Origin of the sequence: Inquilinus ginsengisoli (assembly GCF_050434925.1) — a bacterium.
Lineage (GTDB): Bacteria > Pseudomonadota > Alphaproteobacteria > DSM-16000 > Inquilinaceae > Inquilinus > Inquilinus ginsengisoli_B.
The window spans coordinates 513,257-534,843 of record NZ_JBNDJK010000001.1; the positions used below are offsets into that span (position 1 = coordinate 513,257).

The following is a 21,587-nucleotide window of genomic DNA, read 5'->3' on the forward strand; positions in this document are numbered from 1 at the left end:
CGCAGCGTCGACGCCAGCCATCCCTGCCGAGGCCGCCATGCCCACCGCCCTTGCCGTTTCGCCCGCCGTCGTTGATACGGTGCGGATCGCCGCCCTCGCCCACACCGCCGACCGGCTGACCATCCGCTGGTCGGACGGGCGCGAGAGCCCCTATCCCGCGATCTGGCTGGCCGACAACCGGCCCGACCGCCGTGACCGGCCGGACGGGCAGCGCCTGTTCGACGCCATCGACCTACCCGACGGCATCGCCATCGGCAGCGTCGCCGTGTCCGCCGAGGGCTCGGTCGAGATCCACCTGACCGGCTTCGACACCCCGGCGCGCTTCGACGCCGCATGGCTGCGCGCCCATGCGCTGGACCCGGCCTCCCGCGCCGAGCGCAGGCGCCGGCCGGTGCTGTGGGGTTCGTCGCTCGCGCTGCCCGCCGGGGACTACGCCGCTGTGACCAGCGACGGCGGCGCCCGCGCCGCGTGGCTGCGCCAGGCCTATGACCACGGCTTTTCCCTGCTGCGCGGTGTGCCGGCGGAACCGGGCATGGTCTGCATGGTGGTCGAGCTGTTCGGCTTCGTGCGCGAGACCAATTACGGCCGGCTGTTCGACGTGGTGGCGGTGGACAAGCCTCAGAACCTGGCCTTCACCGCCCTGTCGCTGGGCAACCACACCGACAACCCGTATCGCGATCCGGTGCCGCAGCTGCAGCTGCTGCATTGCCTGGAGGCGGCAGCGGAGGGCGGCGAGTCGGTGGTGGTCGACGGCTTCGCAGCAGCCGAGAGGCTGCGACGTGAGACGCCGGACGCCTTCGCCCTGCTTACCCGGAGGGCGGTGCCGTTCCGCTATGTCGAGCCCGGCAAGGTGGATTTACGCAACCGGGCGCCGCTGATCGAGCTGGATGCCGAGGGTGACCTGGCGGCAGTGCGCTACAACAACCGCTCGATCGCGCCGTTCGACCTGGATCCGGACGAGGTCGGCCCGTTCTACGACGCCTATCGCCGCTTCGGCCGGCTGCTGCACGACCCGGGGCTGACGGTCGGCTTCCGCCTGGCACCGGGCGACCTGTTCATCGTCGACAACCAGCGCGTGCTGCACGGCCGCCGCGGCTTCTCCGCCGGGCGCCGCTGGCTGCAGGGCTGCTACGCCGACAAGGACGGCCTGACCAGCACCCTGTTCAGCCTGGAGGCGGCCCGATGACCGAGACCCTGCATCCGCTGCTGGCCGAGATCGAGGACCTGTTCGCCGCCCATGGCCACAACACCTATGGCGAAGGCGTGACCATGCAGGAGCACGGCCTGCAGGCCGCCGCCCTGGCCGAGCACGAGAGCGCGCCGGACACGCTGGTGGTGGCCGCGCTGGTGCACGATATCGGCCATTTCCTGGAGCTGGCCGACGACGCCTTCGGCTATCACAAGCATGACGGCGCCGGCGGCGACTGGCTGGCCGCCCGCTTCAGCCCGGAGGTCAGCGAGCCGGTCCGCCTGCACGTCGCCGCCAAGCGCTATCTCTGCGCCGTCGAGCCGAGCTACCTGGACGTGCTGTCGGCCGCCTCGGTCCATTCGCTGGCCAAGCAGGGCGGGCCGATGAACGCCGCGGAGGCCGCCGAATTCGCCCGCCACCCCCATGTCGACGCCGCGGTGCGGCTGCGGCGCTGGGACGATGGCGGCAAGGTCGACGGGCTGAAGGTCAGCGCCGTCGCCGATTATCGCGATCGCATCCTCATGGTGGCGAAGGCGGGGTTAGCGGGCTAACCCATAGCCGTCATGGCGAGCCCCGCAGGGGCGTGGCCATCCAGGAATCGAGCCGCTGGATCGCCCCTTCTAAGCTCAAAAGGGGGCGCTTCGCTCCTCGCGATGACGCCTTTGAATTGCTGGTCCTCGCTCTGGATTCTACTGCGCCGCGACCGCCTGGATTTCGACCAGCAGGCTGGGCACCGCCAGGCCGGCGACCACCACCAGGGTCGAGGCCGTGGCGTAGCCGCCCAGGCGCCGCTCGCGCACCGTGCGGTACAGCGGCACCAGGTCCGGCCGGGTGATGAAGCCGTCGACCTTGACCAGGTCGGTCACCGCCATGCCGGCATCCGCCAGCACGGCGAACAGGTTGTCCCAGGCCAGCTCGAACTGGCGCTCGGCATCATCGGGAATGGTGCCGTCCGGCGTGGCGCCGACCTGGCCGGAGATGTGCAGCCAGCGGGCGCCGGCCGGGGCCGAGGCGCCGTGGCTGTAGCGGGAGAACGGCGCGGCGACGCCGGCCGGGTTGTGCAGCTGGATGGTCATGGGTCTTCCCCTGGTGTCGGTTCAGTGGCCGGACAGCGGATCGTTCTCGAGCAGGATCGGGGCGCCATGCGGCGTGGCCCGGGCGGCGCGGTCCCAGGCGTCCTTGCGCCGGCCCAAAGCCTCGGAATCGGCGACGCCCTTGGCCAGCACCAGACGCTCCAGCGCCGCCAGCCAGTGCTCGTAGTAGCGGCTGCCGTCGTCGGGCTCACCTGCCCGGGCGATCTCCGCCGCCAGCGCCGCCGCCCATTCGCCCCAAGTGAAGATGCCGCGCTGGTGCAGTGCCACCGCCATGGCGAAGGCCTGGGCCTGCCAGGGCTCGGCGAAGACCGGCCCGCCGGCATCGCTCGGCGGCAGCGGTGCGGCGCCGTCCAGTGCCGCGATCACCGCCTCATGCCGGCTCAAGATAGCCCTCCCAGGCGTCGATCGAGACGGTCAGGGTCGGGTCCGCCGCCTCGCCCCACAGCTCGCGCCCATCGAAGCGCACGGTGTAGAGCCATTGCGGGCTCTCGCCGCGGCCATGGGCGTTGCTGTCCGGCAGCACGAAGACGCCGTGCACGCGCTCGATCTCGCCCGCCTTGCCGCGGGCATAGCGCGGCAGCCTGGTGTGGCCGGTGGGGTGCTCGTTGCGGGTCAGCACCACGTCGCCGACGGCGAAGCGCGCCGGAGCCGCTTCCGGCCGCTGGTAGTTGCTGCCACGCGCCAGCGCCGGGGCGACCTGGTCCGCCCGCAGCACCCGCAGGCCCGGCACCGGCGGATCGATCGCGCGCCCGGCCTTCAGCTCTTCCGCCGAGACCAGGCCCGCACCCTGCAGCAGCTTCTCCAGCCCCTTGGTCCAGATTTCGTAATAGCTGGAGGACAGGTAGTCGGCCGGATGCAGCGTCTCGCGCGCATGCCGGCTAATGTCGATGTTCCAGCGGCCCAGACCACCCGCCGCCAGGGTGAGGGCCAGGGCCCGCTTCTCCCACTCGGCATGGAAGCGGACATCCTCCGGCTCCGGCATCACCGGGCCGAAGCCCATCATGCCGCCGAGATCCTGGGCGCCGTTCATCGCGTGGCCTCCGACCCTCGGGTCTCCGGGGTCCGCGCGATGCCGGCGCCGATCATGCTGTCGCGGGTGACGAGATCGGCCAGCGCGTCCTCGCCCCAGCCCTCGGTGCCGGCCGGGCGCATCGGGATCACCAGGTAGCGGGTCTCGGCGGTCGAATCCCAGACCCTGATCCGGGTCTCGGCCGGCAGGGTGACGCCGAAATCGGCCAGCACGCCGCGCGGGTCGATCACCGCGCGCGAGCGGTAGGGCGCCGATTTGTACCAGACCGGCGGCAGGCCCAGCACCGGCCAGGGGTAGCAGGAGCACAGGGTGCAGACGACGAGGTTGTGGGTGTCGGGCGTGTTCTCGACCGCGACCATGTGCTCGCCCTGGCGGCCGACGAAGCCGAGCTCGGCGATCGCGGCGCTGGCATCGGCCTGAAGGCGCTCGTGATAGGCGGGGTCGGTCCAGGCCTTGGCCACCACCCGGGCGCCGTTGCGCGGGCCGATCTTGGTCTCATAGGTCTCGATCAGCACGTCGAGCGCGGCCGGGTCGACATAGCCCTTCTCGACCAGGATCGATTCCAGCGCCTTCACCCGCAGCGCGATCTCGGGCAGGTCGCTGCCGTCGTGGTGGTCGTGGTCGTGATGATGAGGATCGGGCATGGGCGTGTTCCGCTGCATCGGATCCGCCGGGGGCCGGCGGGGGCCGGATGGGTATGCGCAACAATGCCGGGTTCAGGCGGCGCGGTCGAGCGGTTGATCCGCGCAGCCTGTCCCGTCAGGGGATCAGCCGGTCGCGCCGCAGCTGCCCGAACAGGTCGAAGAAGGCGTCGTCGGTCGGCTGATAGGCGGTGAAGCCGAGCCGGCGGCTCTTCGACATGTCGGTCACCACCTCGATCGGCCGGCCGAGATCGGCATCGGTGTGCCAGGGCGAGACCAGCCGCCCGATCTCGGGCTCGGCCAGGCCGTGGCGGGCCGCGATCTCCCGCCAGGCGGCCGCGTCATCGGCCATCTGCTGCTCCAGCGGCCGGACCGTGCCGTCGAAGGGCTCGGCGTCGAGGCCGAACCAGCCGGCGATCCGTCCCCACATCCAGCTCCAGCGGAAGACGTCGCCATTGACCACGTTGAACGCCTGGTCGGCGGCGGCCGGGGTGGTCGCCGCCCACAGCAGGTGCCGGGCCAGCAGCCGCGCATCGGTCATATCGGTCAGCCCGTCCCACTGCGCCGCCACGCCGGGGAAACGGAACGGCCGGCCGGTCTCGCGGCAGAGCGTTGCGTAGACCGCCAGCGTCGTCCCCATGTTCATGGCGTTGCCGACCGCCTTGCCGATGACCGTGTGCGGTCGGTGCACGCTCCAGCGGAAGCCGTCGCGCGCGGCGGCGGCGAACACCTCATCCTCCTGCGCGTAGTAGAAGTTCTCGATGTCGAGCCGGCCCTGCTCCTCGCGGAACGGGGTCTGCGGCAGGGCGCCTTTGCCATAGGCCTCGAACGGCCCGAGATAGTGCTTCAGGCCGGTGACCAGCGCGACGTGGCGGACCGAGCCGGCGGGCCGCAGCGCGTCCAGCAGGTTGCGGACCATGGTGGCGTTGACGCGGATATTCTCCGCCTCGGTCGGCTGGCGCAGCCAGCTGGCGATGACGACCAGGGACGGCGTGGCATCGCGCAGGGCGTCGGACAGCGACGCCGGGTCCATAAGGTCGGCGGCCAGCGGCGTGACGCCGGGCAGGTCGGGCGGCCGGCGCGCCAGGCCGGCCACGCGCCAGCCCTCCCCGGCCAGCAGGGCAGCGGTGGCGCTGCCGACGATGCCGCCGGCGCCGACGATCAAAGCGGATGGGGTCATGGGAAGTCCTCGGGTTGCCGAGATGATCTGGGCATGCCGCCCGTCCCGATCCAGACCGCACCCTGGAATGACGCACCCGCGGGAGGGCAGCGAACGGCCGCCGGGCGCTACCCCAACACCCGCATTCGTGCTAGCAAACCGGCCGACCGACAACCTGGAACACCGGAGCCGTCCGATGGCCGCCGAAATCGCATTCCGCACCGAGACCGACAGCCTGGGCGCCGTCGAGGTGCCGGCCGACCGCTACTGGGGTGCGCAGACCCAGCGCAGCCTGCAGAACTTCAAGATCGGCGGCGAGCGCATGCCGGCGCCGCTGGTGCGGGCGCTGGGCATCCAGAAGAAGGCCTCGGCCCTGGCCAATGTCGCGCTCGGCGAGCTCGATCCTTCGGTCGGCAACGCCATCGTCGCCGCCGCCGAGGAGGTGATCGACGGCACCCTGGCCGACCATTTCCCGCTGGTGGTGTGGCAGACCGGATCGGGCACCCAGACCAACATGAACGCCAATGAGGTGATCTCGAACCGCGCCATCGAGATCCTGGGCGGCGAGATCGGCTCGAAGAAGCCGGTGCATCCGAACGACCACGTCAATCGCGGCCAGTCCTCGAACGACAGCTTTCCGACGGTGATGCACATCGCCGCGGTCGAGCAGATCGGGCACGAGCTGCTGCCGAGCCTGGAGCATCTGCACCGCGCCTTGGCCGCCAAATCGGCCGAATTCAAGGACATCGTCAAGATCGGCCGCACCCATCTGCAGGACGCGACGCCGCTGACCCTGGGCCAGGAGTTCTCCGGCTACGCCCGCCAGATCGAGCTGGGCATCGCCCGGGTCAAGGGCTGCCTGCCGCATCTGCTGGACCTCGCCCAGGGCGGCACCGCCGTCGGCAGCGGGCTGAACGCCAAGGAGGGCTTCGCCGAGGCCTTCGCGGCGCACGCTGCCAGCATTACCGGCTTCCCGTTCAAGACCGCGCCGAACAAGTTCGAGGCGCTGGCCGCGCATGATGCCTGCGTCGAGGCCTCGGGCGTGATGAACACTCTGGCCGTGTCGCTGATGAAGATCGCCAACGACATCCGCATGCTCGGCTCCGGCCCACGGTGCGGCATCGGCGAGATCCACCTGCCGGAGAACGAGCCCGGCTCGTCGATCATGCCGGGCAAGGTCAACCCGACCCAGTCCGAGGCGATGACCATGGTCTGCACCCAGGTGATGGGCAACCACGTCACCGTCACCATCGCCGGCTCGAACGGCCATTTCGAGCTGAACGTGTTCAAGCCGGTGATCATCTACAACCTGCTGCAGTCGATCCGCCTGCTGGCCGATTCCTGCCGCAGCTTCACCGACAACTGCGTCGTCGGCATCGAGGCGCGGACCGAGCGGATCGAGCAGCTGCTGCACGAATCGCTGATGCTGGTGACGGCGCTGAACCCGCATATCGGCTACGACAACGCCGCCAAGGTGGCGAAGAAGGCGCATGCCGAGAACACCACGCTGAAGCAGGCGGCGATCGCGCTGGGCCTGCTGACCGCCGAGCAGTTCGACCAGTGGGTGCGGCCGGAGACAATGGTCGGCCCGAGCGCCTGACCGGCGTCGGTTGAGACGGGGTGAGCGGCGTCCGCAAGCGGTCGGTCAGCATCGCCGGCCACGCCACCAGCGTGTCGCTTGAGCCGGCCTTCTGGAACGCCCTCACCCGCCTGGCCGCCGCGCGCGGCCTGCCGGTCAACCGCCTGGTCGAGGCGGTCGACGCCGCCCGCGACCCGGACGGCAACCTGTCCAGCGCGCTGAGGACCGCGGTCCTGCAGGCGGCGCTGGAGCGGGAGATCTGAAAGCCCCGGCCGATCGGTCGGGGCTTTTCACGATTAGGCCAGGGAGATCAGCCGCCGCATTGCGCGGCGTAGGACTGGTCGCCGGTGGCAACCTGCTGGTCGACCTGCTGGATCTGCGCGTCGGTCAGGCTCAGCTCGGACTTGCAGGTCTTGTAGATGGCGACGAGGGTCTTGGTCTCGTCCATCAGCTCCTTGCTGGCCGAGCACTGCTCGTCCTTCGTGGCCCCGGCCTGCATCTTGGTCATCGTGGCCTGGGTCAGGGTCTGGATCTTCTGGGCCTGGGCCTGAGCGTCCTCGGTGCATCCGGCGAAGGCCGGCGAGGCCGTGAGGATGGCAATGGCGGCGGCGAGAACAATGCGCTTCACGAAAAACTCCTTTGGGCTTCCTGAACGAGCCGCTCCGAAGCGAACCGGAGCGGTGTCCGGGAAACCCATGGCCGCGGACCAAGTTCCCAAAAAATTATGAAGAATTGCGCCTATCCGCGCCGACGATAGGACGCCGCTACTTGTCGTTCGACCACCAGGCTTCCAGCACCGTGCCATAAGTCGGGTTGACGCTGGTGACGCGGCCGAGATCGCCCCAATAGGCGATATAATCGCGGTCGAGATAGTAGAGCGGCACCACGTAGTTGCCCCACAGCAGCACCCGGTCGAGCGCGTGCACCGCGGCCTGCAGCTCCTCCTGGCTGCGAGCGGCGTTGACGGCCTTGATCATGGCGTCGACCACCGGACTCTTCACCCCCGGATAGTTGCGGGTGCCGGGCACGTCGGCCGAGCCGCTGCCCCAGTAGCGCGACTGCTCCACGCCGGGCGAGAGGGTGGAGATCCAGGTGTTCAGGATCACGTCGAAATCGTAGCCCTCGGTGCGGTTGGCGTATTGCGCGGATTCGACCAGCCGAATCGTGGCCTGGATGCCCAGCCGGCGCAGCTGGTCGGCATAGGCCAGGGCGATGCGCTGGAAGCCCTTGTTCTGCAGCAGGATCTCGAAGCGGAACGGGTTGCCGCTGGCATCGACCAGCACATTGTCCTTGATGGTCCAGCCGGCCTCGGCCAGCAGCGCCTGCGCCGCCCGCAGATTCTCGCGGCTGCGGCCGCTGCCGTCGCTCGGTGGCAGGGTGTAGGGCTCGGTGAAGAGCTGCGGCGGCAGCTGGTCGCGGAACGGCTCCAGCAGTTGCAGCTCGGCCCCCTGCGGCGTGTCGGTAGCGGCCAGCGCCGAATTGGCGAAGTAGCTGTCGTCGCGCTTGTACTGGCCGCCCAGCAGGGTCTTGTTGATCCATTCGAAGTCGAAGGCCAGGATCAGCGCCCGGCGCACCCGCGGATCGGCGAATTGCGGCCGCCGCGTGTTCATGGCGAAGCCCATCATCCCGACCGGCCGGAAATGCGGCAGGGTCAGCATGGTGGCGCGGCCGTCCTGGACCGCCGGGAAGTCGTAGGCGCCGCTGACCCATTTCTCGGCATCGCGTTCCCGCCGCCAGTTGTAGGCGCCGGCCTTGAACGCCTCCAGCGCCGTGTCGGCGTCGAGGTAGAAATCGAAGCGCAGCGTGTCGAAATTGTACAGGCCGCGCATCGCCGGCAGGTCCGCCCCCCACCAGTCTTTGACCCGGTTCAGCGTGATGCTGCGCCCGGCATCGACGGCGCCGATCGCATAGGGGCCGGCGCCGAGCGGCGGATCGAGGCTGGGCTGGTCGAACGGGTGGCTGGTGTACCAGGCCTTGCTCAGGATCGGCTGCATCGCGACGACCAGCGGGTTCTCGCGCGCCCCGCCCTCCTTGAAGCGGAAGCGCACCGTGCGGTCGTCGATGCGGTCGATCCCGTCCATCGATTCATAGAGCGTGCGGGTGTTGGGCAGGCCCTTGGTCCCCTGGGTCGCCCAGGTGAAGATCACGTCGTCCGCGGTGACCGGCGTGCCGTCATGGAACACCGCCTTGGGGTTGAGCCAGAAGGTGACCGTGCGCCGGTCTTCCGCCATCTCCGCCCGTTCGGCGACATAGGGGTAGAGCGTGAAGGGCTCGTCCCAGCCGCGCGTCATCAGGCTGGCGAAGTTGTAGGGCGGCACGATCAGCCGGACCTGGTCGGTCTGGCCGCCGATGATGAAGGGGTTCAGCGTGTCGAAGCTGCCGACCACCGCCTGGCGCAGCTCGCCGCCCTTCGGCGCGTCCGGGTTGGCATAGGCGAAATGGGCGAAATCCGCCGGGTATTTCGGTTCGCCATGCATGGCGATGCCGCCGCCCGGCGCCTGCGTCTGGGCAACCGCCGGCAGGGCGCCAAGCAGCAGGACGGCGAGGGCGAGTCGGAGCAGGAGGCGGGCGGCGCGCATGCGGCTTGTCCGGGCGGGGAATCGATGGGGCGCAGTCTTCCCGCCGAAGGGCGCCGGCGCAAGGCCGATACGCCGGAGGGCTCGCTTGACAAGCGCCGCGCAATCATCGCACGATTTCGCCTGACATAATGAATGCGAATTGCGTTCAGCGCGGGTCCACGGATCGAAGCTGACCGGACAGTGTCCGGCAATGTCACAGGGGGAGGAAACCATGGCCATCAGCAGGGCACTGCTGCTGTCGACGGTGCTGGTCGTCCTGAGCGGACCGGCCGTCGCGCAGGACACGCCGCATGTCACCTGGCACGACGACGGCACGGTGACGCTCAAATCCGATCCCGAATACGGGATGGAGATCAAGACGACGAAGGAGGAGCTGGGCTCCCTCTTCGGACCCGGCCAGAAGCCCTTCGAGGGCGAGACGGTCACCATCCTCAGCCTCGATTCCGGTCCCAAGGGCGGCATCTCCGGCCCGATCTACATGTTCCGCCCGATCTGGGAGGAGTTGACCGGCGCCAAGCTGAACATCGCGCTGACCCCGATCTCGGAGCTCTACACCAAGACCTTCCTCGACCTGCGCAACGGCACCGGCGAGTACGACGCCATCATCGTCGGAGCGTTCTTCTACGGCGACCTGATCGCCGGCAAATACATCCTGCCGGTGGACGAGTGGAAGAAGAGCGGCGAGTACCCGAAATGGGACTACGACGTGATGCCGCCGGCGCTGCGCAACATCTACACCTGGGACAATGTCGGCTACGGCGTGCTCAGCGATGCCGACGGCCAGATCCTGTATTATCGGCGCGACCTGCTGACCGACCCGACGCACCAGGCGGCGTTCAAGACGGAGTACGGCTACGACATGCCGGCGCCGCCGAAGACGCTGCAGCAGCTGCGTGACATCGCCAAGTATTTCAACGGCAAGAACTTCGACAGCAACGATGCGGAGCCGGACAGCGGCGCCGTCCTGCACCTCAAAGTGCGCGAGCAGGGGCTGTACCACTTCACCACGCTGGCCACCTCCTTCGCCATGACGCCGGGCGACAAGCTGGACCGGACCCACAACGTCTACTGGTTCGACCCGGTCGACATGAAGCCGCTGATCAACAGCCCGGGCCACGTCAAGGCGCTGGAGTTCCTGAAGGAGCTGGCCGCCTTCGGCCCGCCGGCGCAGGTGAGCTGGAGCCTGGGCGAGGCCTGGGACTTCTTCCTGCGCGGCAAGGCGGTGTTCAACTTCTCCTATGGCGATGTCGGCGCGCTGGCGCAGGACCCGGAGCGGTCGAAGATCCGCGGCAAGCTCGGCTCCGCGGCCCTGCCGGCCTCGGACACCTATTGGGACATGGAGCAGAAGACCTTCGTCACGGTGAAGGAGCCGCGGCAGGTGGGCAACGTCACCGGCGGGTCCTGGCACGGCGTCGTGTCGTCGCTCGGCCAGTCTCCCGAGGCGGCCTACAGCCTGCTGTCGCTGATGGCGATCAAGCCGTCGCAGAAGTTCCTGGCCACGATCGGCTGGGACGGCGTCGACCCCGGCTATTCCTACCAATGGCTGGAGCCGACCGGCGAGGCGAAGCTGACCGACTACACCGAATCCGCCCTGAAATGGGACCCCCAGGACGTGAAGGAGTACCTGGACGCGTACCACAGCAACTACAACGCCAAGACCATGCTGCCGTATATGCGGATCACCGGCACGCAGGAGTATTACGATGCGCTGGACAGCAACCTGTCGGCGGCGATGAGCGGGTCGAAGACACCGCAGCAGGCGCTGGACGACACCGCGGTGGCCTGGGACCAGATCACCGACCGCCTCGGCCGCGACCAGCAGTTGAAGAACTACCAGGCGGCGATCGGCTGGAAGGGCGAATAGGCCGGGCACGATCTGCGCCGAAGCATAACGGGAAGGGGGACGAGACGGCACGATGCGCTGGACCGGACGAATCCGCCTGCTGTTCCTGACCCCGGCAGTGGCCTGGGTGCTGGCCTTCACCATCTTCCCGACGCTCTACACCGTCTACGCCGCGTTCCACACGGTGAAGACCGAGACCGTGACCACCCGCGTCGAGGTGCCGCGGCTGGATGCCAGCGGCAAACCGATGCTGAAGGCGGACGGCACGCCGCGCACCAGGACCGAGGTGACGCGCGAGACCGTCAACGCCTGGGACTTCGTCGGCCTGGGCAATTTCGCCCGCGTCTTCACCGACCCGCAGGTGCACGAGGCGGCGCGGGTGACGGCGATCTTCGTGGTCGTCTCGGTCAGCGTCGAGATGGGGCTCGGGCTGCTGCTGGCCTTCCTGTTCAACCGCAGCATCCCGGGCCGCGGCATCCTGCGCACGATCATGATCCTGCCGATCTTCGCCACGCCGGTGGCGGCCGGGTACCTGTTCTTCACCATCTTCTACGAGGCCGGCGGGCCTCTGGGCTGGACCGGCATCCCCTGGCTGTCGAATCCGGGCTGGGCCCTGGTGTCGATCATGATCGTCGACATCTGGCAATGGACGCCGTTCTGCTTCCTGGTGCTGCTGGCCGGGCTGCAGGGCGTGCCCGACGACCTGATCGAGGCGGCGCGGCTGGAGACCAAGTCCAGCTTCCGGATCTGGACCGGGGTGGTGCTGCCGCTGATGACGCCGGTGATCGTCATCGTGCTGCTGCTGCGTTTGGCCGAGGCGATGAAGGTGTTCGACGTTGTCGCCTCGCTGACCGTGGGCGGGCCCGGCAACGCCACCCAGTCGGTCTCCTACCTCGCCTTCCGCACCGGGCTGCGCTTCTTCGACGTCGGCTACGCCTCGGCCCTGGCGCTGACCTTGCTGGCCGTGGTGATGGCGATCGTCACCCTGTTCTTCAAGCGGGTGCGCAATGTCTACGCCTGAGGTCACCGCACCGCCGATCCGCGAGGCTCCGGTCGACCGGGTCAAGCCGATGGGGCGGCGCAGCAGCATGGCCGATTCGCTGTGGTCGCTGGTGGCGATCGCGGTCACGGTCGTGTTCTTCTTCCCGCTGTACTGGGCGATCTCGACCGCGCTGCGCAACCCGGCCGACACCTTCACCGTGGCCGGGCTCGGCATCCCCTGGCTCGATTTCCAGCCGACCCTGAACAACTTCGCGGTGGAGCTGAGCACGCCGGAGGGCTGGCGCGCGCTGCAGACCAGCCTGATCGTGTCGCTCAGCGCCGTCGCCCTGGCCCTCGCCCTCGGGCTGCCGGCGGCCTATGCGCTGGCCAGGTTCCGGTTCTGGAGCAACAGCGACATCACCATCTGGTTCCTGTCGCAGCGGGTGCTGCCGCCGGTGGCGACGCTGCTGCCCTTCTACATCGTGTTCCGGTCGCTCGACATGCTGGACAGCAAGACCGCGCTGATCCTGTGCAACGCCACCTTCATCCTGCCCTTCGTCGTGGTCATCCTGCGCCAGACCTTCCTCGACCTGCCGGTCGAGCTGGAAGAAGCGGCGCTGGTCGACGGCGCGTCGCATTGGCAGGCCTTCCTGCGCATCGCCCTGCCCCTGGCGGCGCCGGCGGTGGCGGCCACCGCCATGATCATCTTCGCCTTCGCCTGGAACGAGTTCCTGTTCTCGTCGTCGCTCGGCATCACCGAGACCAAGATGATGCCCGCCCACATGGCCGGCGCGGTCGACACCCGCGGCGTGCAGTTCTGGTTCATGGCGACCCGGGCGCTGATCGCGATGATCCCGCCGGTGCTGCTGGCCCTGCTGGCCCAGCGCTACATTGTCCGCGGCCTGACCTTGGGGGCGGTGAAGGGCTGAAACTCGTTCCCTCATCTGTCATGCCCGGGCTTGACCCGGGCATCCAGGGAATGTCGATGCTGCTCCGGGTGGCCCCTGGATCGCCGGGTCAAGCCCGGCGATGACAATAGGGGTATCGCAGATGTTGGGTTCGCCTCGGCGACCCCAACCACCCGCTACTCCGCCGCCCGGGCCAAAGGCGGCCAGACGTCCCAGATCTCCTCGGCGTAGTCCTGCACCGTGCGGTCGGAGGAGAACCAGCCGACATGGGCGGTGTTCTGGATCGCCATGCGGGTCCAGCCGGCTCGGTCGCGGTACAGCGCAGCGGCCCGTGCCTGGGCCTCCCAATAGGCGGCGAAATCGGCCGCCACCAGGAACCAGTCGCTGTGCCGCAGCGCATCGGTGAGCGGCCGGAACCGGCCCGGATCGTCGGGCGAGAAGGTGCCGTCCTCGATCGCCGCCACGGCCCGGGCCAGGCGCGGGTCGGCCGCGATCACCGCCGCCGGGTCGTAGCCCTGGGCTCGTTTCGCCGCCACCTCGGCCGCAGTCAGGCCGAAGATCAGGATGTTGTCCGCGCCCACCCGCTCGGCGATCTCGACATTGGCGCCGTCCAGCGTGCCGATGGTGATCGCGCCGTTCAGCGCGAACTTCATGTTGCCGGTGCCCGACGCCTCCATGCCGGCGGTCGAGATCTGCTCCGACAGGTCGGCGGCCGGGATGATGCGCTCCGCCAGCGTGACGTTGTAGTTCGGCAGGAACACCATCTTCAGCTGGTCGCGGATCTCGGCATCGGTGTTGATCACCTTGGCGACGTCATTGGCCAGCTTGATGATCAGCTTGGCCGTGGCGTAGCCGGGGGCGGCCTTGCCGGCGAAAATCTTGACCCGCGGCGTCCAGGCCGCATCCGGCGTGTCGCGCATCTCCTGCCACAGCGCCACGGCGTGCAGGATGTTCAGCAGCTGGCGCTTGTATTCGTGGATGCGCTTGACCTGGACGTCGAACATCGCGTCGCCTGAGACGCGGAGGTCGGCGATCTCGCCGATATGGTGCGCCAGCAGGGCCTTGTTGCGGCGCTTCACCGCCCAGAACGCCTCGCGGAAGGCGCTGTCCTCGGTCTTGCCTGCCAGCGCCGACAGCCGCTCCAGATCGTCCTCCCAGCCGGTGCCGATCATGTTGTGGATCAGCTGCGCCAGGTTCGGGTTGGCCTGCACCAGCCAGCGGCGCGGGGTGATGCCGTTGGTCTTGTTGGTGATCCGGCCCGGGAACTCCTCGTTCAGGTCGCGGAACACCGTCTCGCGCATCAGCTGGGTGTGCAGCGCCGAGACGCCGTTGACCCGGTGACTGCCGAGGAAGGCCAGCGGCCCCATGCGCACCCGGCGGTCCCAGCCCTCCTGGATCAGCGACAGGGTGGACAGGCGGCTCGGGTCCTTGGCCACCACCTTGGAGGATTTCAGGAAGCGGTCGTTGATCTCGTAGATGATCTGCAGATGGCGCGGCAGCACCCGCTCCAGGAGCGCCACCGGCCAGGTCTCCAGGGCCTCGGGCATCAGCGTGTGGTTGGTGTAGCTGATGCAGCCGGTGGTGATCTTCCAGGCGCGGTCCCAGTCCAGCCGGTGCCGGTCGATCAGCAGGCGCATCAACTCCGGCACCGCAATCGCCGGATGGGTGTCGTTCAGCTGCATCGCCGCCTTGGCCGGCAGGTCGTCATAGCCGTCGTGATGCATCCGGTGCCGGCGCAGCACGTCCTGCAGCGAGGCCGAGGTGAAGAAGTATTCCTGCTTGAGCCGCAGCTCCTGCCCCGCCGGGGTGTTGTCGTTCGGGTACAGCACGCGCGACAGGGTCTCGGACAGGATCTTGTCCTCGACGGCCTTCATATAGTCGCCGGAGTTGAAGGGGGCGAGATCGAACTGCCGCACCGGCTTGGCCGACCACAGCCGCAGCGTGTTGACCGTATTGCCGCCCCAGCCGACCACCGGCGTGTCATAGGCGACGGCCAGCACCCGCTGGCTGCCCTGCCAGATCGGTTTCGGCCGGCCGTCCGGCCCGGGCTCGCCCGGCTCGATCTTGCCGTAGAAGTCGATCGGGAAGGCCACCTCCGGCCGCTCGAACTCCCACGGATTGCCGAATTTCAGCCAGTCCTCGGGATACTCGACCTGCCAGCCGCGGTCGAACTGCTGCTCGAACAGCCCGTATTCGTAGCGGATGCCATAGCCGGTGCCGGCGATGCCGAGCGTGGCCATGCTGTCGAGGAAGCAGGCGGCGAGACGGCCGAGGCCGCCATTGCCGAGCGCCGCGTCGGGCTCGACCTCCAGCACGGCGCCGAGGTCGACGCCGAAATCGGCCAGTGCCTCGCGGCAGGTGTCGTAGACGCCGAGATTGGTCAGCGCATTGGCCATCAGCCGGCCGATCAGGAACTCCAGGCTGAGATAGTAGACCCGCTTGCCGTCGGTCGCCTCCTCGCGGTGCTGCGCCGCCATCCAACGGTCGACCAGACGGTCGCGCACGGCCAGGGCCGTGGCGGCGAACCAGTCGTGCCGGGTGGCGCGATGGATCTCGCGCCCGACGGCGTAGACCAGCCATTCCAGGATGTCGCGCTTCAACGACTCCCGGTCGAGCCCACGCGGCTCGATGGTGATCGGGGTGGCTGGCAGCTCCATTGGCTGACCCCCATGCTGCACTGCGATATAGACCGTCTGTTACACCACGGATCGGCTCCGCGATCAATCATATGACAAAAAAGACCCGGCGAGGGTTCCCGCCGGGTCGACAATGTCCATGGCCAGTGGCATGCGCCACTGGCCATTGGTGTTAGAGACCGCTTACTTGGCGCCGACCTTGGCCAGCTCGCCCGGGCTCGCCTCGGCGTAGCTGCCGGCGTTCCAGATGTAGAACACGTAGTCGGTCGTCTTCCGGTCGCCCTTGGCGTCGAAAGCCAGCGGGCCCATCACGGTCTTGTAATCGCTGCCGTCATGCAGCGCCTCGGCAACCTTGGGGCCGTCGAAGCTCTTGGCCTTGGTCGCCGCCTCGGCCCAGGCCTGGACCGCGGCATAGCTGTACAGGGTGTAGCCCTCGGGATCGTAGTTCTCGGCCTTGAACTTGGCCACGACGTCCTTCGCCGCCTCGCTGCTGCGCTGGTCGGCGCCGAAGGTCATCAGCACGCCCTTGCCGGCGTCGCCGGTGATGCCCCAGAACTCCTGGGTGACGATGCCGTCGCCGGAGATGAACTGGGCGTTCAGCCCCTGCTCGCGTGCCTGGCGCAGGATCAGCCCGGCCTCGTTGTGCAGGCCGCCGAAATAGATCACGTCGACGCCGGCCTGCTTCATCTTCGAGACGACGGCCGAGAAGTCGCGCTCGCCGACGGTGATGCCTTCATACATCTTCTCGGTCACGCCGGCCTTGTTCATCGCCACCTTGGTGGCGTCGGCCAGGCCCTTGCCGTAGGTGGTCTGGTCGTGGATGACGGCGACGTTGCGGCCCTTGAACTTCTCGGCGATGAAGGCGCCGGCGACATCGCCCTGCTGGTCGTCGCGGCCGCAGGTGCGGAAGGTGGTCTTCTGCCCCTGCTCGGTCAGCTGCGGGTTGGTCGAGGCCGGGGTGATCTGGACGACGCCTTCCTCGGCATAGATCGCCGAGGCCGGGATCGAGACCGAGGAGTTGAAGTGGCCGATCACCGCCACCACGCCCTGGCCCACCAGCTCGTTCGCCGCCGCCACGCCCTGGCGCGGGTCGGAGGCGTCGTCGCCATAGACCACGGAGATCTTCTCGCCGTTGACGCCGCCGGCGTCGTTCAAGGCCTTCACCGCCGCGTCGGTGCCGCGCTTCATCTGCTCGCCGAACGAAGCGTTCGGGCCGGTCAGCGGCGCGCCGAGACCGATCTTCACATCGGCCCAGGCCGGGGCCGACGCCATCGCGGCCAGGGCTACGCCGGCCAGGAGCACTCGGTTGAATCTCGTCATCAAATCGCTCTCCCAGTTCTCGCCCGGCGGGACGACCCCGCCGGCCTTTGCTTCCCGCCGATCCGAAAGGACCGGCGTCTTACCGTGCGGCCGGCCGCCGGTCGCGCCAGGCGAACAGGCCGGCGCGCTCGTACAGCCATGGATACTGCCGCACCATCTTCGCCGCCCGCGTCATCCGGTAGGCGACCGTGGCGCACAGGCCGATCCAGACAAGATCGATGACGAAGCCGGTCGGCGACAAGAGCGTTCCGCCGAACAGCGCGTAGTGCAGGAACCGGGTCGCACAGGCGATCAGCACCACGAAGGGGATCACCTTGCGCATCGGCGCCCAGCCCTGGGCCTGGCCCTGCCCGGTCAAGAGGCCGGCGCCGCCGCCCAGGATCACGCTGACGAAGATGAAGTCGCCGATCGACGAGGTTCCGAGGATCTGTTCCATCACCCGCCCCTCAATGCCCGCCTTCGAGATAGGCGGCCCGGACCTCCGGATTCGCCAGCAGCTCACGCCCGCTGCCGCTCATCGTCACCCGGCCGTTGACCATGACATAGCCGCGATGGGCCAGCTTCAGCGCGTGGAATGCGTTCTGCTCGACCAGGAACACGGTCATGCCCTGTTCCCGGTTGATCACCTTGATCGCCTCGAAGATCTGCTTCACCACCAGCGGCGCCAGGCCCAGCGACGGCTCGTCCAGCAGCAGCAGCCGCGGCCGGCTCATCAGCGCCCGGCCGATCGCCAGCATCTGCTGCTCGCCGCCCGACAGGGTGCCGCCGCGCTGGACCTGCCGCTCCTTCAGCCGCGGGAACAGGGTGAAGATCTGCTCGAGGTCGCGGCCGAACTCCACCGGATCGGCGGTCAGGGCCCCCATCTGCAGGTTTTCCATCACCGTCATGCGCGGGAAGATGCGGCGGCCCTCCGGCGAGATGGCGACGCCGCGGCGCACGATCTCGAACGTCGGCAGCCGGGTGATCTCCTTGCCGTCGAACACCACCGCCCCCTGGCGTGCCTGCGGGTTGCCGCAGATCGTCATCAGCAGGGTCGATTTGCCGGCGCCGTTGGCGCCGATCAGGGTGACGATCTCGCCTTCCTTGACCTCGACGTCGACGCCGCGCAGCGCTTCGATCGCGCCGTAGAAGGTGTGCACGCCCTGCAGCGACAGCATCACGGGCGGGCCTCCCCGGTCACGGCGGCGACATCGGCGGCGATCTCCGGCGGCAGGTCGTCCTCCTCGGGCTCGCCGAGATAGGCGCGGATCACCGCCTCGTCGCTACGGATCTCAGCCGGCGTGCCGTCGGCGATCTTCTTGCCGTGGTCGAGCACGATGATGTGGTCGGAGATCTGCATGACGACGCTCATATCGTGCTCGATCAGCAGTACGCTGGTGTCGTGCTCGTCGCGGATGGCGCGCAGCAACCCGTTCAGCTCCTGCGATTCGCGCGGGTTGAGGCCGGCGGCCGGCTCGTCCAGGCACAGGATCACCGGGTCGATGCACATCGCCCGCGCGATCTCCAGCCGGCGCTGGCCGCCATAGGGCAAGCTGCCGGCGGAATCGTCGGCCTGGGCGGTCAGCCCGACCCGGTCGAGCCAGAACTTCGCCTTCTCCACCGCCTCGCGCTCCGCCCGGCGATAGCTGGGCAGGCCGAACAGCCCGGCGATCGAAAAGGCCGAGGCCTTCATCAGCTTGTTGTGCTGGGCCACCATCAGGTTCTCCAGCACGCTCATCCCTGCGAACAGCCGGATGTTCTGGAAGGTGCGGGCGACCCGCGCCTGCTGGGCGATGCGGTAGCCCGGGATCTGCTCCAGCAGGAACTCGCCGCCGTCGACCCGCAGCGTCATCCGGCCGGAGGTCGGCCGGTAGAAGCCGGTGATGCAGTTGAACAGCGTGGTCTTGCCGGCGCCGTTCGGCCCGATCACGGCGGTGATGTCGCCGGCCCGGATGTCGAAGGTGGCGTCGTCGATGGCGACGAGGCCGCCGAAGCGCATCGAGACGTGCTCGATGGTCAGAAGGGCGGTCACGAAGAGGCTCCCTTCTTGCCGTGCAGCAGGATGGTCGGGTCGCGATGCGCCAGCAGGCCGCGCGGGCGCCACACCATGATGCCGACCATGCACAGGCCGAACACCAGCATGCGGTACAGGTCGAGGCCGCGGAACGCCTCCGGCAGGCCGATGATCAGGCAGGCGGCGACGACGATGCCGAGCTGGCTGCCCATGCCGCCGAGCACGACGATCGCCAGCACGATCGCGGATTCGATGAAGGAGAAGCTCTCCGGGCTGATGAAGCCCTGATAGGTGGCGAAGAAGCTGCCGGCGAAGCCGCCGCACATCGCCGAGGTGGCGAAGGCCGCCAGCTTCAGGTTGGTGCGGTTGATGCCGAGCGACTGGCAGGCGATGTCGTCCTCGCGGATCGCCTCCCAGCCGCGACCGACCGGCAGCCGGCGCAGCCGCACGCTGATGAAGTTGACCAGGAGCGCCAGGGCCAGGATCAGCAGGTACAGGAAGACGATGCGCTGGGTCGGGTCGTATTCCAGGCCGAACAGCTGGTGGAAGGAGGTGGTGCCCTCGGGCGGGCTGCGGTCGAACGGGAAGCCGAAGAAGCTGGGCCGCGGGATGTTGTTGATGCCGTTCGGCCCGCCGGTCACCGGCGCCCAGTTGATCAGGATGATGCGGATGATCTCGCCGAAACCGAGGGTGACGATGGCGAAATAGTCGCCGCGCAGCCGCAGCACCGGGTAACCCAGGATCACGCCGAAGCCGGCGGCCAGCACCCCGGCCAGCGGCAGGCACAGCCAGAAGCTGAAGCCGAAGGTGGTCGCCAGCAGCGCGTAGGAGTAGGCCCCGACGGCATAGAAGGCGACATAGCCGAGGTCGAGCAGCCCGGCCAGGCCGACGATGATGTTCAGCCCCCAGCCGAGCATGATGTAGGTCAGCACGATGATGGCGACGCCCAGCGTGCTGCGGCTGGCGAGGTCGGTGAACGGGAAGATCACCGCCAGCAGCACCAGGATCGGCCCCACATAGACGCTGAGGCGCTGCACCCGGGCGCCGACACGATCCATCGCCCGGTCGCGCTCCTGCCGCGACAGGCTGGCGCGGCTGCGGCGCTGCACCAGGATCGACTGGAGCAGCAGCCACAGCGCCCCGAACGCCCCGATCAGCAGCAGCGGCACCGAGTGCAGATCCTGCACCGGCAGCGGCGGCAGCGTGTCGGAGATCATCGGCCGCAGATACTCGTAGACCGGCGGCAGGGCGAAGACGATCAGGAACAGCAGGCTGATCCAGAACACCGGCCGGGGCATGCCCTCGCGGTTCAGGATGATGCCGATGCGGCCGAGGAAGACCAGCGCGACCGCGATGGCGACGGCGGTGAAGTCGGTCTGGTAGCCCAGCGCGCCGCTTTGCTCCACCGTGCGGATGCCGACCAGGGGCGCGGTGAGGACCAGGGCGATCAGGGCGGCGACCCCGGCCTCCTTGACCATGGCCACGAGATCGAGGCGGCGCCCGGCGGCCGCGTCGGATTGCGCGATCGTCGCCATGGCGTCAGACCTTCTCGATGTCGGGACGGCCGAGCAGGCCGGACGGGCGGAAGATCAGCACCAGCACCAGGATGGTGAAGGCGGCGACATCCTTGTACTCCGACGAGAAATAGCCCGACCAGAAGGCCTCGATCAGCCCGATCAGGATACCGCCCAGCATCGCCCCGGGCAGCGAGCCGATGCCGCCCAGGACCGCCGCGGTGAAGGCTTTGATGCCGGCCAGGAAGCCGATGTAGAAGTCGATCACGCCGTAATAGAGGGTGACCATCACGCCGGCCACGGCGGCCAGCGCCGCGCCGATGACGAAGGTCGTCGAGATGGTGCGGCCGACATCGACGCCGATCAGCGCCGCCATGGTCCGATCCTGGGCGCAGGCGCGCTGCTGCCGGCCGAGCGAGGTGCGGTTGATCACCCAGGTCAGCCCGATCATCAGACTGAGGGTGAGCAGCACGATGACGATCTGCAGGTACGACAGGCTGACGTCGAAGCCGCCGCCGGAGGTCAGCTGGAAGCCGCCCGGGATCTGCGGCGGCACCGGCTTGCGGCGGGCGCCCTGCAGCAGCTGGATGTAGTTCTGCAGGAAGATCGACATGCCGATCGCGGAGATCAGCGGCGCCAGCCGGGTCGAGCCGCGCAGCGGACGGTACGCCAGCCGTTCGACCGTCCAGCCATAGGCGGCGGTCACCACCACGCTGACGATCAGCACGATCGCCAGGGCCAGGGCCACCGACACGCCGGGCACGCCGAAGGCGCCGAGCACGACGAAGCCGATCACCGCGATGAACGCGCCGATCATATAGATCTCGCCATGGGCGAAATTGATCATGCCGATGATGCCGTACACCATCGTATAGCCGATCGCGATCAGACCGTAGATCGCGCCCAGCGTCAGCCCATTGATGAGCTGCTGCAGGAAATATTCCATGCTCGCGCCGAATTGCCTCCACAGACCATCCGCGGATGGTCGACCTCATCTGTTCGCTCGCCGTTTAAACCGAGGGCGTTTCTCTGTTCAAGCTCCGCGTCAACGTCGGATTGGCGCGACTATGGCGAAGAAAATGGACCGTTACAATCTCAATGAATCATAAGACGTTTCGGGG

At 68.4% G+C, this 21,587-nt stretch carries 21 protein-coding genes; 7 read left to right on the forward strand and 14 right to left on the reverse strand.

Annotated elements, in window-relative coordinates; translation table 11 throughout:
- Positions 1–37 precede the first annotated feature (37 nt).
- The gene (tmpA, locus tag QFZ27_RS02530; RefSeq protein WP_429224510.1) at positions 38–1,186 is read left to right on the forward strand and encodes a 2-trimethylaminoethylphosphonate dioxygenase; all 1,149 of its coding nucleotides are present in this window, start codon (positions 38–40) and stop codon (positions 1,184–1,186) included.
- Positions 1,183–1,740 carry an HD domain-containing protein gene (locus QFZ27_RS02535; RefSeq protein WP_429224511.1) on the forward strand — a complete coding sequence of 186 codons (558 nt, stop codon included), beginning with the start codon at positions 1,183–1,185 and terminating at the stop codon, positions 1,738–1,740. The genes tmpA and QFZ27_RS02535 overlap by 4 nt, the downstream gene beginning before the upstream one ends.
- A gap of 138 nt (positions 1,741–1,878) precedes the next feature.
- Here the strand turns inward: QFZ27_RS02535 and QFZ27_RS02540 are convergent, their stop codons facing one another.
- The 5 genes from QFZ27_RS02540 to QFZ27_RS02560 form a co-directional block, all read right to left on the reverse strand.
- Complete coding sequence (locus QFZ27_RS02540) at positions 1,879–2,265, reverse strand: RidA family protein (protein ID WP_429224512.1); 387 nt, start codon at positions 2,263–2,265, stop codon at positions 1,879–1,881.
- A 21-nt stretch (positions 2,266–2,286) separates the two neighbouring features.
- A complete protein-coding gene (locus tag QFZ27_RS02545; RefSeq protein WP_429224513.1) occupies positions 2,287–2,667 on the reverse strand; it encodes a nitrile hydratase accessory protein in 381 nt (126 codons plus the stop codon).
- The gene (nthB, locus tag QFZ27_RS02550) at positions 2,654–3,313 is read right to left on the reverse strand and encodes a nitrile hydratase subunit beta (protein ID WP_429224514.1); all 660 of its coding nucleotides are present in this window, start codon (positions 3,311–3,313) and stop codon (positions 2,654–2,656) included. The genes QFZ27_RS02545 and nthB overlap by 14 nt, the downstream gene beginning before the upstream one ends.
- On the reverse strand, positions 3,310–3,957 hold the full coding sequence (gene nthA / locus QFZ27_RS02555) for a nitrile hydratase subunit alpha (protein ID WP_429224515.1): 648 nt from the start codon (positions 3,955–3,957) through the stop codon (positions 3,310–3,312). The genes nthB and nthA overlap by 4 nt, the downstream gene beginning before the upstream one ends.
- A 115-nt stretch (positions 3,958–4,072) precedes the next feature.
- Positions 4,073–5,134 carry an SDR family oxidoreductase gene (locus QFZ27_RS02560; RefSeq protein ID WP_429224516.1) on the reverse strand — a complete coding sequence of 354 codons (1,062 nt, stop codon included), beginning with the start codon at positions 5,132–5,134 and terminating at the stop codon, positions 4,073–4,075.
- Positions 5,135–5,309: 175 nt separating this feature from the next.
- On the opposite strand from QFZ27_RS02560, the gene fumC reads away from it, so the two are divergent.
- Complete coding sequence (gene fumC / locus QFZ27_RS02565) at positions 5,310–6,713, forward strand: class II fumarate hydratase (protein WP_429224517.1); 1,404 nt, start codon at positions 5,310–5,312, stop codon at positions 6,711–6,713.
- Between the two features lie 20 nt (positions 6,714–6,733).
- Positions 6,734–6,955, forward strand: coding sequence for a ribbon-helix-helix domain-containing protein (locus QFZ27_RS02570; protein WP_429224518.1), 222 nt, complete (start codon positions 6,734–6,736; stop codon positions 6,953–6,955).
- A gap of 47 nt (positions 6,956–7,002) precedes the next feature.
- Here the strand turns inward: QFZ27_RS02570 and QFZ27_RS02575 are convergent, their stop codons facing one another.
- Both QFZ27_RS02575 and QFZ27_RS02580 read right to left on the reverse strand, forming a co-directional pair.
- Positions 7,003–7,320: a hypothetical protein gene (locus tag QFZ27_RS02575; RefSeq protein WP_429224519.1), complete on the reverse strand. Its 318-nt coding sequence runs from the start codon at positions 7,318–7,320 to the stop codon at positions 7,003–7,005.
- A 136-nt stretch (positions 7,321–7,456) separates the two neighbouring features.
- On the reverse strand, positions 7,457–9,271 hold the full coding sequence (locus QFZ27_RS02580; RefSeq protein WP_429224520.1) for an extracellular solute-binding protein: 1,815 nt from the start codon (positions 9,269–9,271) through the stop codon (positions 7,457–7,459).
- Between the two features lie 211 nt (positions 9,272–9,482).
- Between QFZ27_RS02580 and QFZ27_RS02585 the strand changes: the two genes are divergently transcribed.
- The 3 genes from QFZ27_RS02585 to QFZ27_RS02595 are packed head-to-tail and all read left to right on the forward strand — an operon-like array spanning position 9,483 to position 13,024.
- A complete protein-coding gene (locus QFZ27_RS02585; RefSeq protein WP_429224521.1) occupies positions 9,483–11,135 on the forward strand; it encodes an extracellular solute-binding protein in 1,653 nt (550 codons plus the stop codon).
- A gap of 52 nt (positions 11,136–11,187) precedes the next feature.
- Entirely contained in the window at positions 11,188–12,135 is a 948-nt protein-coding gene (locus QFZ27_RS02590) for a carbohydrate ABC transporter permease (RefSeq protein WP_429224522.1), read from the forward strand.
- The gene (locus QFZ27_RS02595; protein WP_429224523.1) at positions 12,122–13,024 is read left to right on the forward strand and encodes a carbohydrate ABC transporter permease; all 903 of its coding nucleotides are present in this window, start codon (positions 12,122–12,124) and stop codon (positions 13,022–13,024) included. The genes QFZ27_RS02590 and QFZ27_RS02595 overlap by 14 nt, the downstream gene beginning before the upstream one ends.
- 155 nt (positions 13,025–13,179) lie before the next feature.
- Here the strand turns inward: QFZ27_RS02595 and QFZ27_RS02600 are convergent, their stop codons facing one another.
- The 7 genes from QFZ27_RS02600 to QFZ27_RS02630 all read right to left on the reverse strand — a co-directional run bounded on the left by QFZ27_RS02600 (position 13,180) and on the right by QFZ27_RS02630 (position 21,412).
- A complete protein-coding gene (locus QFZ27_RS02600; RefSeq protein WP_429224524.1) occupies positions 13,180–15,660 on the reverse strand; it encodes a glycogen/starch/alpha-glucan phosphorylase in 2,481 nt (826 codons plus the stop codon).
- A 162-nt stretch (positions 15,661–15,822) separates the two neighbouring features.
- On the reverse strand, positions 15,823–16,959 hold the full coding sequence (locus QFZ27_RS02605) for a branched-chain amino acid ABC transporter substrate-binding protein (protein ID WP_429224525.1): 1,137 nt from the start codon (positions 16,957–16,959) through the stop codon (positions 15,823–15,825).
- 79 nt (positions 16,960–17,038) lie between these two features.
- Positions 17,039–17,395, reverse strand: coding sequence for a DUF6867 family protein (locus QFZ27_RS02610; RefSeq protein ID WP_429224526.1), 357 nt, complete (start codon positions 17,393–17,395; stop codon positions 17,039–17,041).
- 10 nt (positions 17,396–17,405) lie between these two features.
- Positions 17,406–18,116: an ABC transporter ATP-binding protein gene (locus QFZ27_RS02615; protein WP_429232409.1), complete on the reverse strand. Its 711-nt coding sequence runs from the start codon at positions 18,114–18,116 to the stop codon at positions 17,406–17,408.
- Positions 18,116–18,937: an ABC transporter ATP-binding protein gene (locus QFZ27_RS02620; RefSeq protein WP_429232410.1), complete on the reverse strand. Its 822-nt coding sequence runs from the start codon at positions 18,935–18,937 to the stop codon at positions 18,116–18,118. The genes QFZ27_RS02615 and QFZ27_RS02620 overlap by 1 nt, the downstream gene beginning before the upstream one ends.
- A gap of 29 nt (positions 18,938–18,966) precedes the next feature.
- The gene (gene livM, locus QFZ27_RS02625; protein ID WP_429224527.1) at positions 18,967–20,487 is read right to left on the reverse strand and encodes a high-affinity branched-chain amino acid ABC transporter permease LivM; all 1,521 of its coding nucleotides are present in this window, start codon (positions 20,485–20,487) and stop codon (positions 18,967–18,969) included.
- Between the two features lie 4 nt (positions 20,488–20,491).
- A complete protein-coding gene (locus QFZ27_RS02630) occupies positions 20,492–21,412 on the reverse strand; it encodes an ABC transporter permease subunit (RefSeq protein WP_429224528.1) in 921 nt (306 codons plus the stop codon).
- Positions 21,413–21,587: the final 175 nt, after the last annotated feature.

Coding starts and splice junctions, on each gene's coding strand:
- livM (WP_429224527.1), bottom strand. CDS start 20,487: ATGGCGACGATCGCGCAATCCGACGCGGCCGCCGGGCGCCGCCTCGAT.
- QFZ27_RS02595 (WP_429224523.1), top strand. CDS start 12,122: ATGTCTACGCCTGAGGTCACCGCACCGCCGATCCGCGAGGCTCCGGTC.
- QFZ27_RS02535 (WP_429224511.1), top strand. CDS start 1,183: ATGACCGAGACCCTGCATCCGCTGCTGGCCGAGATCGAGGACCTGTTC.
- QFZ27_RS02610 (WP_429224526.1), bottom strand. CDS start 17,395: ATGGAACAGATCCTCGGAACCTCGTCGATCGGCGACTTCATCTTCGTC.
- QFZ27_RS02580 (WP_429224520.1), bottom strand. CDS start 9,271: ATGCGCGCCGCCCGCCTCCTGCTCCGACTCGCCCTCGCCGTCCTGCTG.
- QFZ27_RS02560 (WP_429224516.1), bottom strand. CDS start 5,134: ATGACCCCATCCGCTTTGATCGTCGGCGCCGGCGGCATCGTCGGCAGC.
- QFZ27_RS02585 (WP_429224521.1), top strand. CDS start 9,483: ATGGCCATCAGCAGGGCACTGCTGCTGTCGACGGTGCTGGTCGTCCTG.
- tmpA (WP_429224510.1), top strand. CDS start 38: ATGCCCACCGCCCTTGCCGTTTCGCCCGCCGTCGTTGATACGGTGCGG.
- QFZ27_RS02630 (WP_429224528.1), bottom strand. CDS start 21,412: ATGGAATATTTCCTGCAGCAGCTCATCAATGGGCTGACGCTGGGCGCG.
- nthA (WP_429224515.1), bottom strand. CDS start 3,957: ATGCCCGATCCTCATCATCACGACCACGACCACCACGACGGCAGCGAC.
- QFZ27_RS02620 (WP_429232410.1), bottom strand. CDS start 18,937: ATGCGCTTCGGCGGCCTCGTCGCCATCGACGACGCCACCTTCGACATC.
- fumC (WP_429224517.1), top strand. CDS start 5,310: ATGGCCGCCGAAATCGCATTCCGCACCGAGACCGACAGCCTGGGCGCC.
- QFZ27_RS02540 (WP_429224512.1), bottom strand. CDS start 2,265: ATGACCATCCAGCTGCACAACCCGGCCGGCGTCGCCGCGCCGTTCTCC.
- QFZ27_RS02605 (WP_429224525.1), bottom strand. CDS start 16,959: ATGACGAGATTCAACCGAGTGCTCCTGGCCGGCGTAGCCCTGGCCGCG.
- QFZ27_RS02615 (WP_429232409.1), bottom strand. CDS start 18,116: ATGCTGTCGCTGCAGGGCGTGCACACCTTCTACGGCGCGATCGAAGCG.
- QFZ27_RS02600 (WP_429224524.1), bottom strand. CDS start 15,660: ATGGAGCTGCCAGCCACCCCGATCACCATCGAGCCGCGTGGGCTCGAC.
- QFZ27_RS02590 (WP_429224522.1), top strand. CDS start 11,188: ATGCGCTGGACCGGACGAATCCGCCTGCTGTTCCTGACCCCGGCAGTG.
- nthB (WP_429224514.1), bottom strand. CDS start 3,313: ATGAACGGCGCCCAGGATCTCGGCGGCATGATGGGCTTCGGCCCGGTG.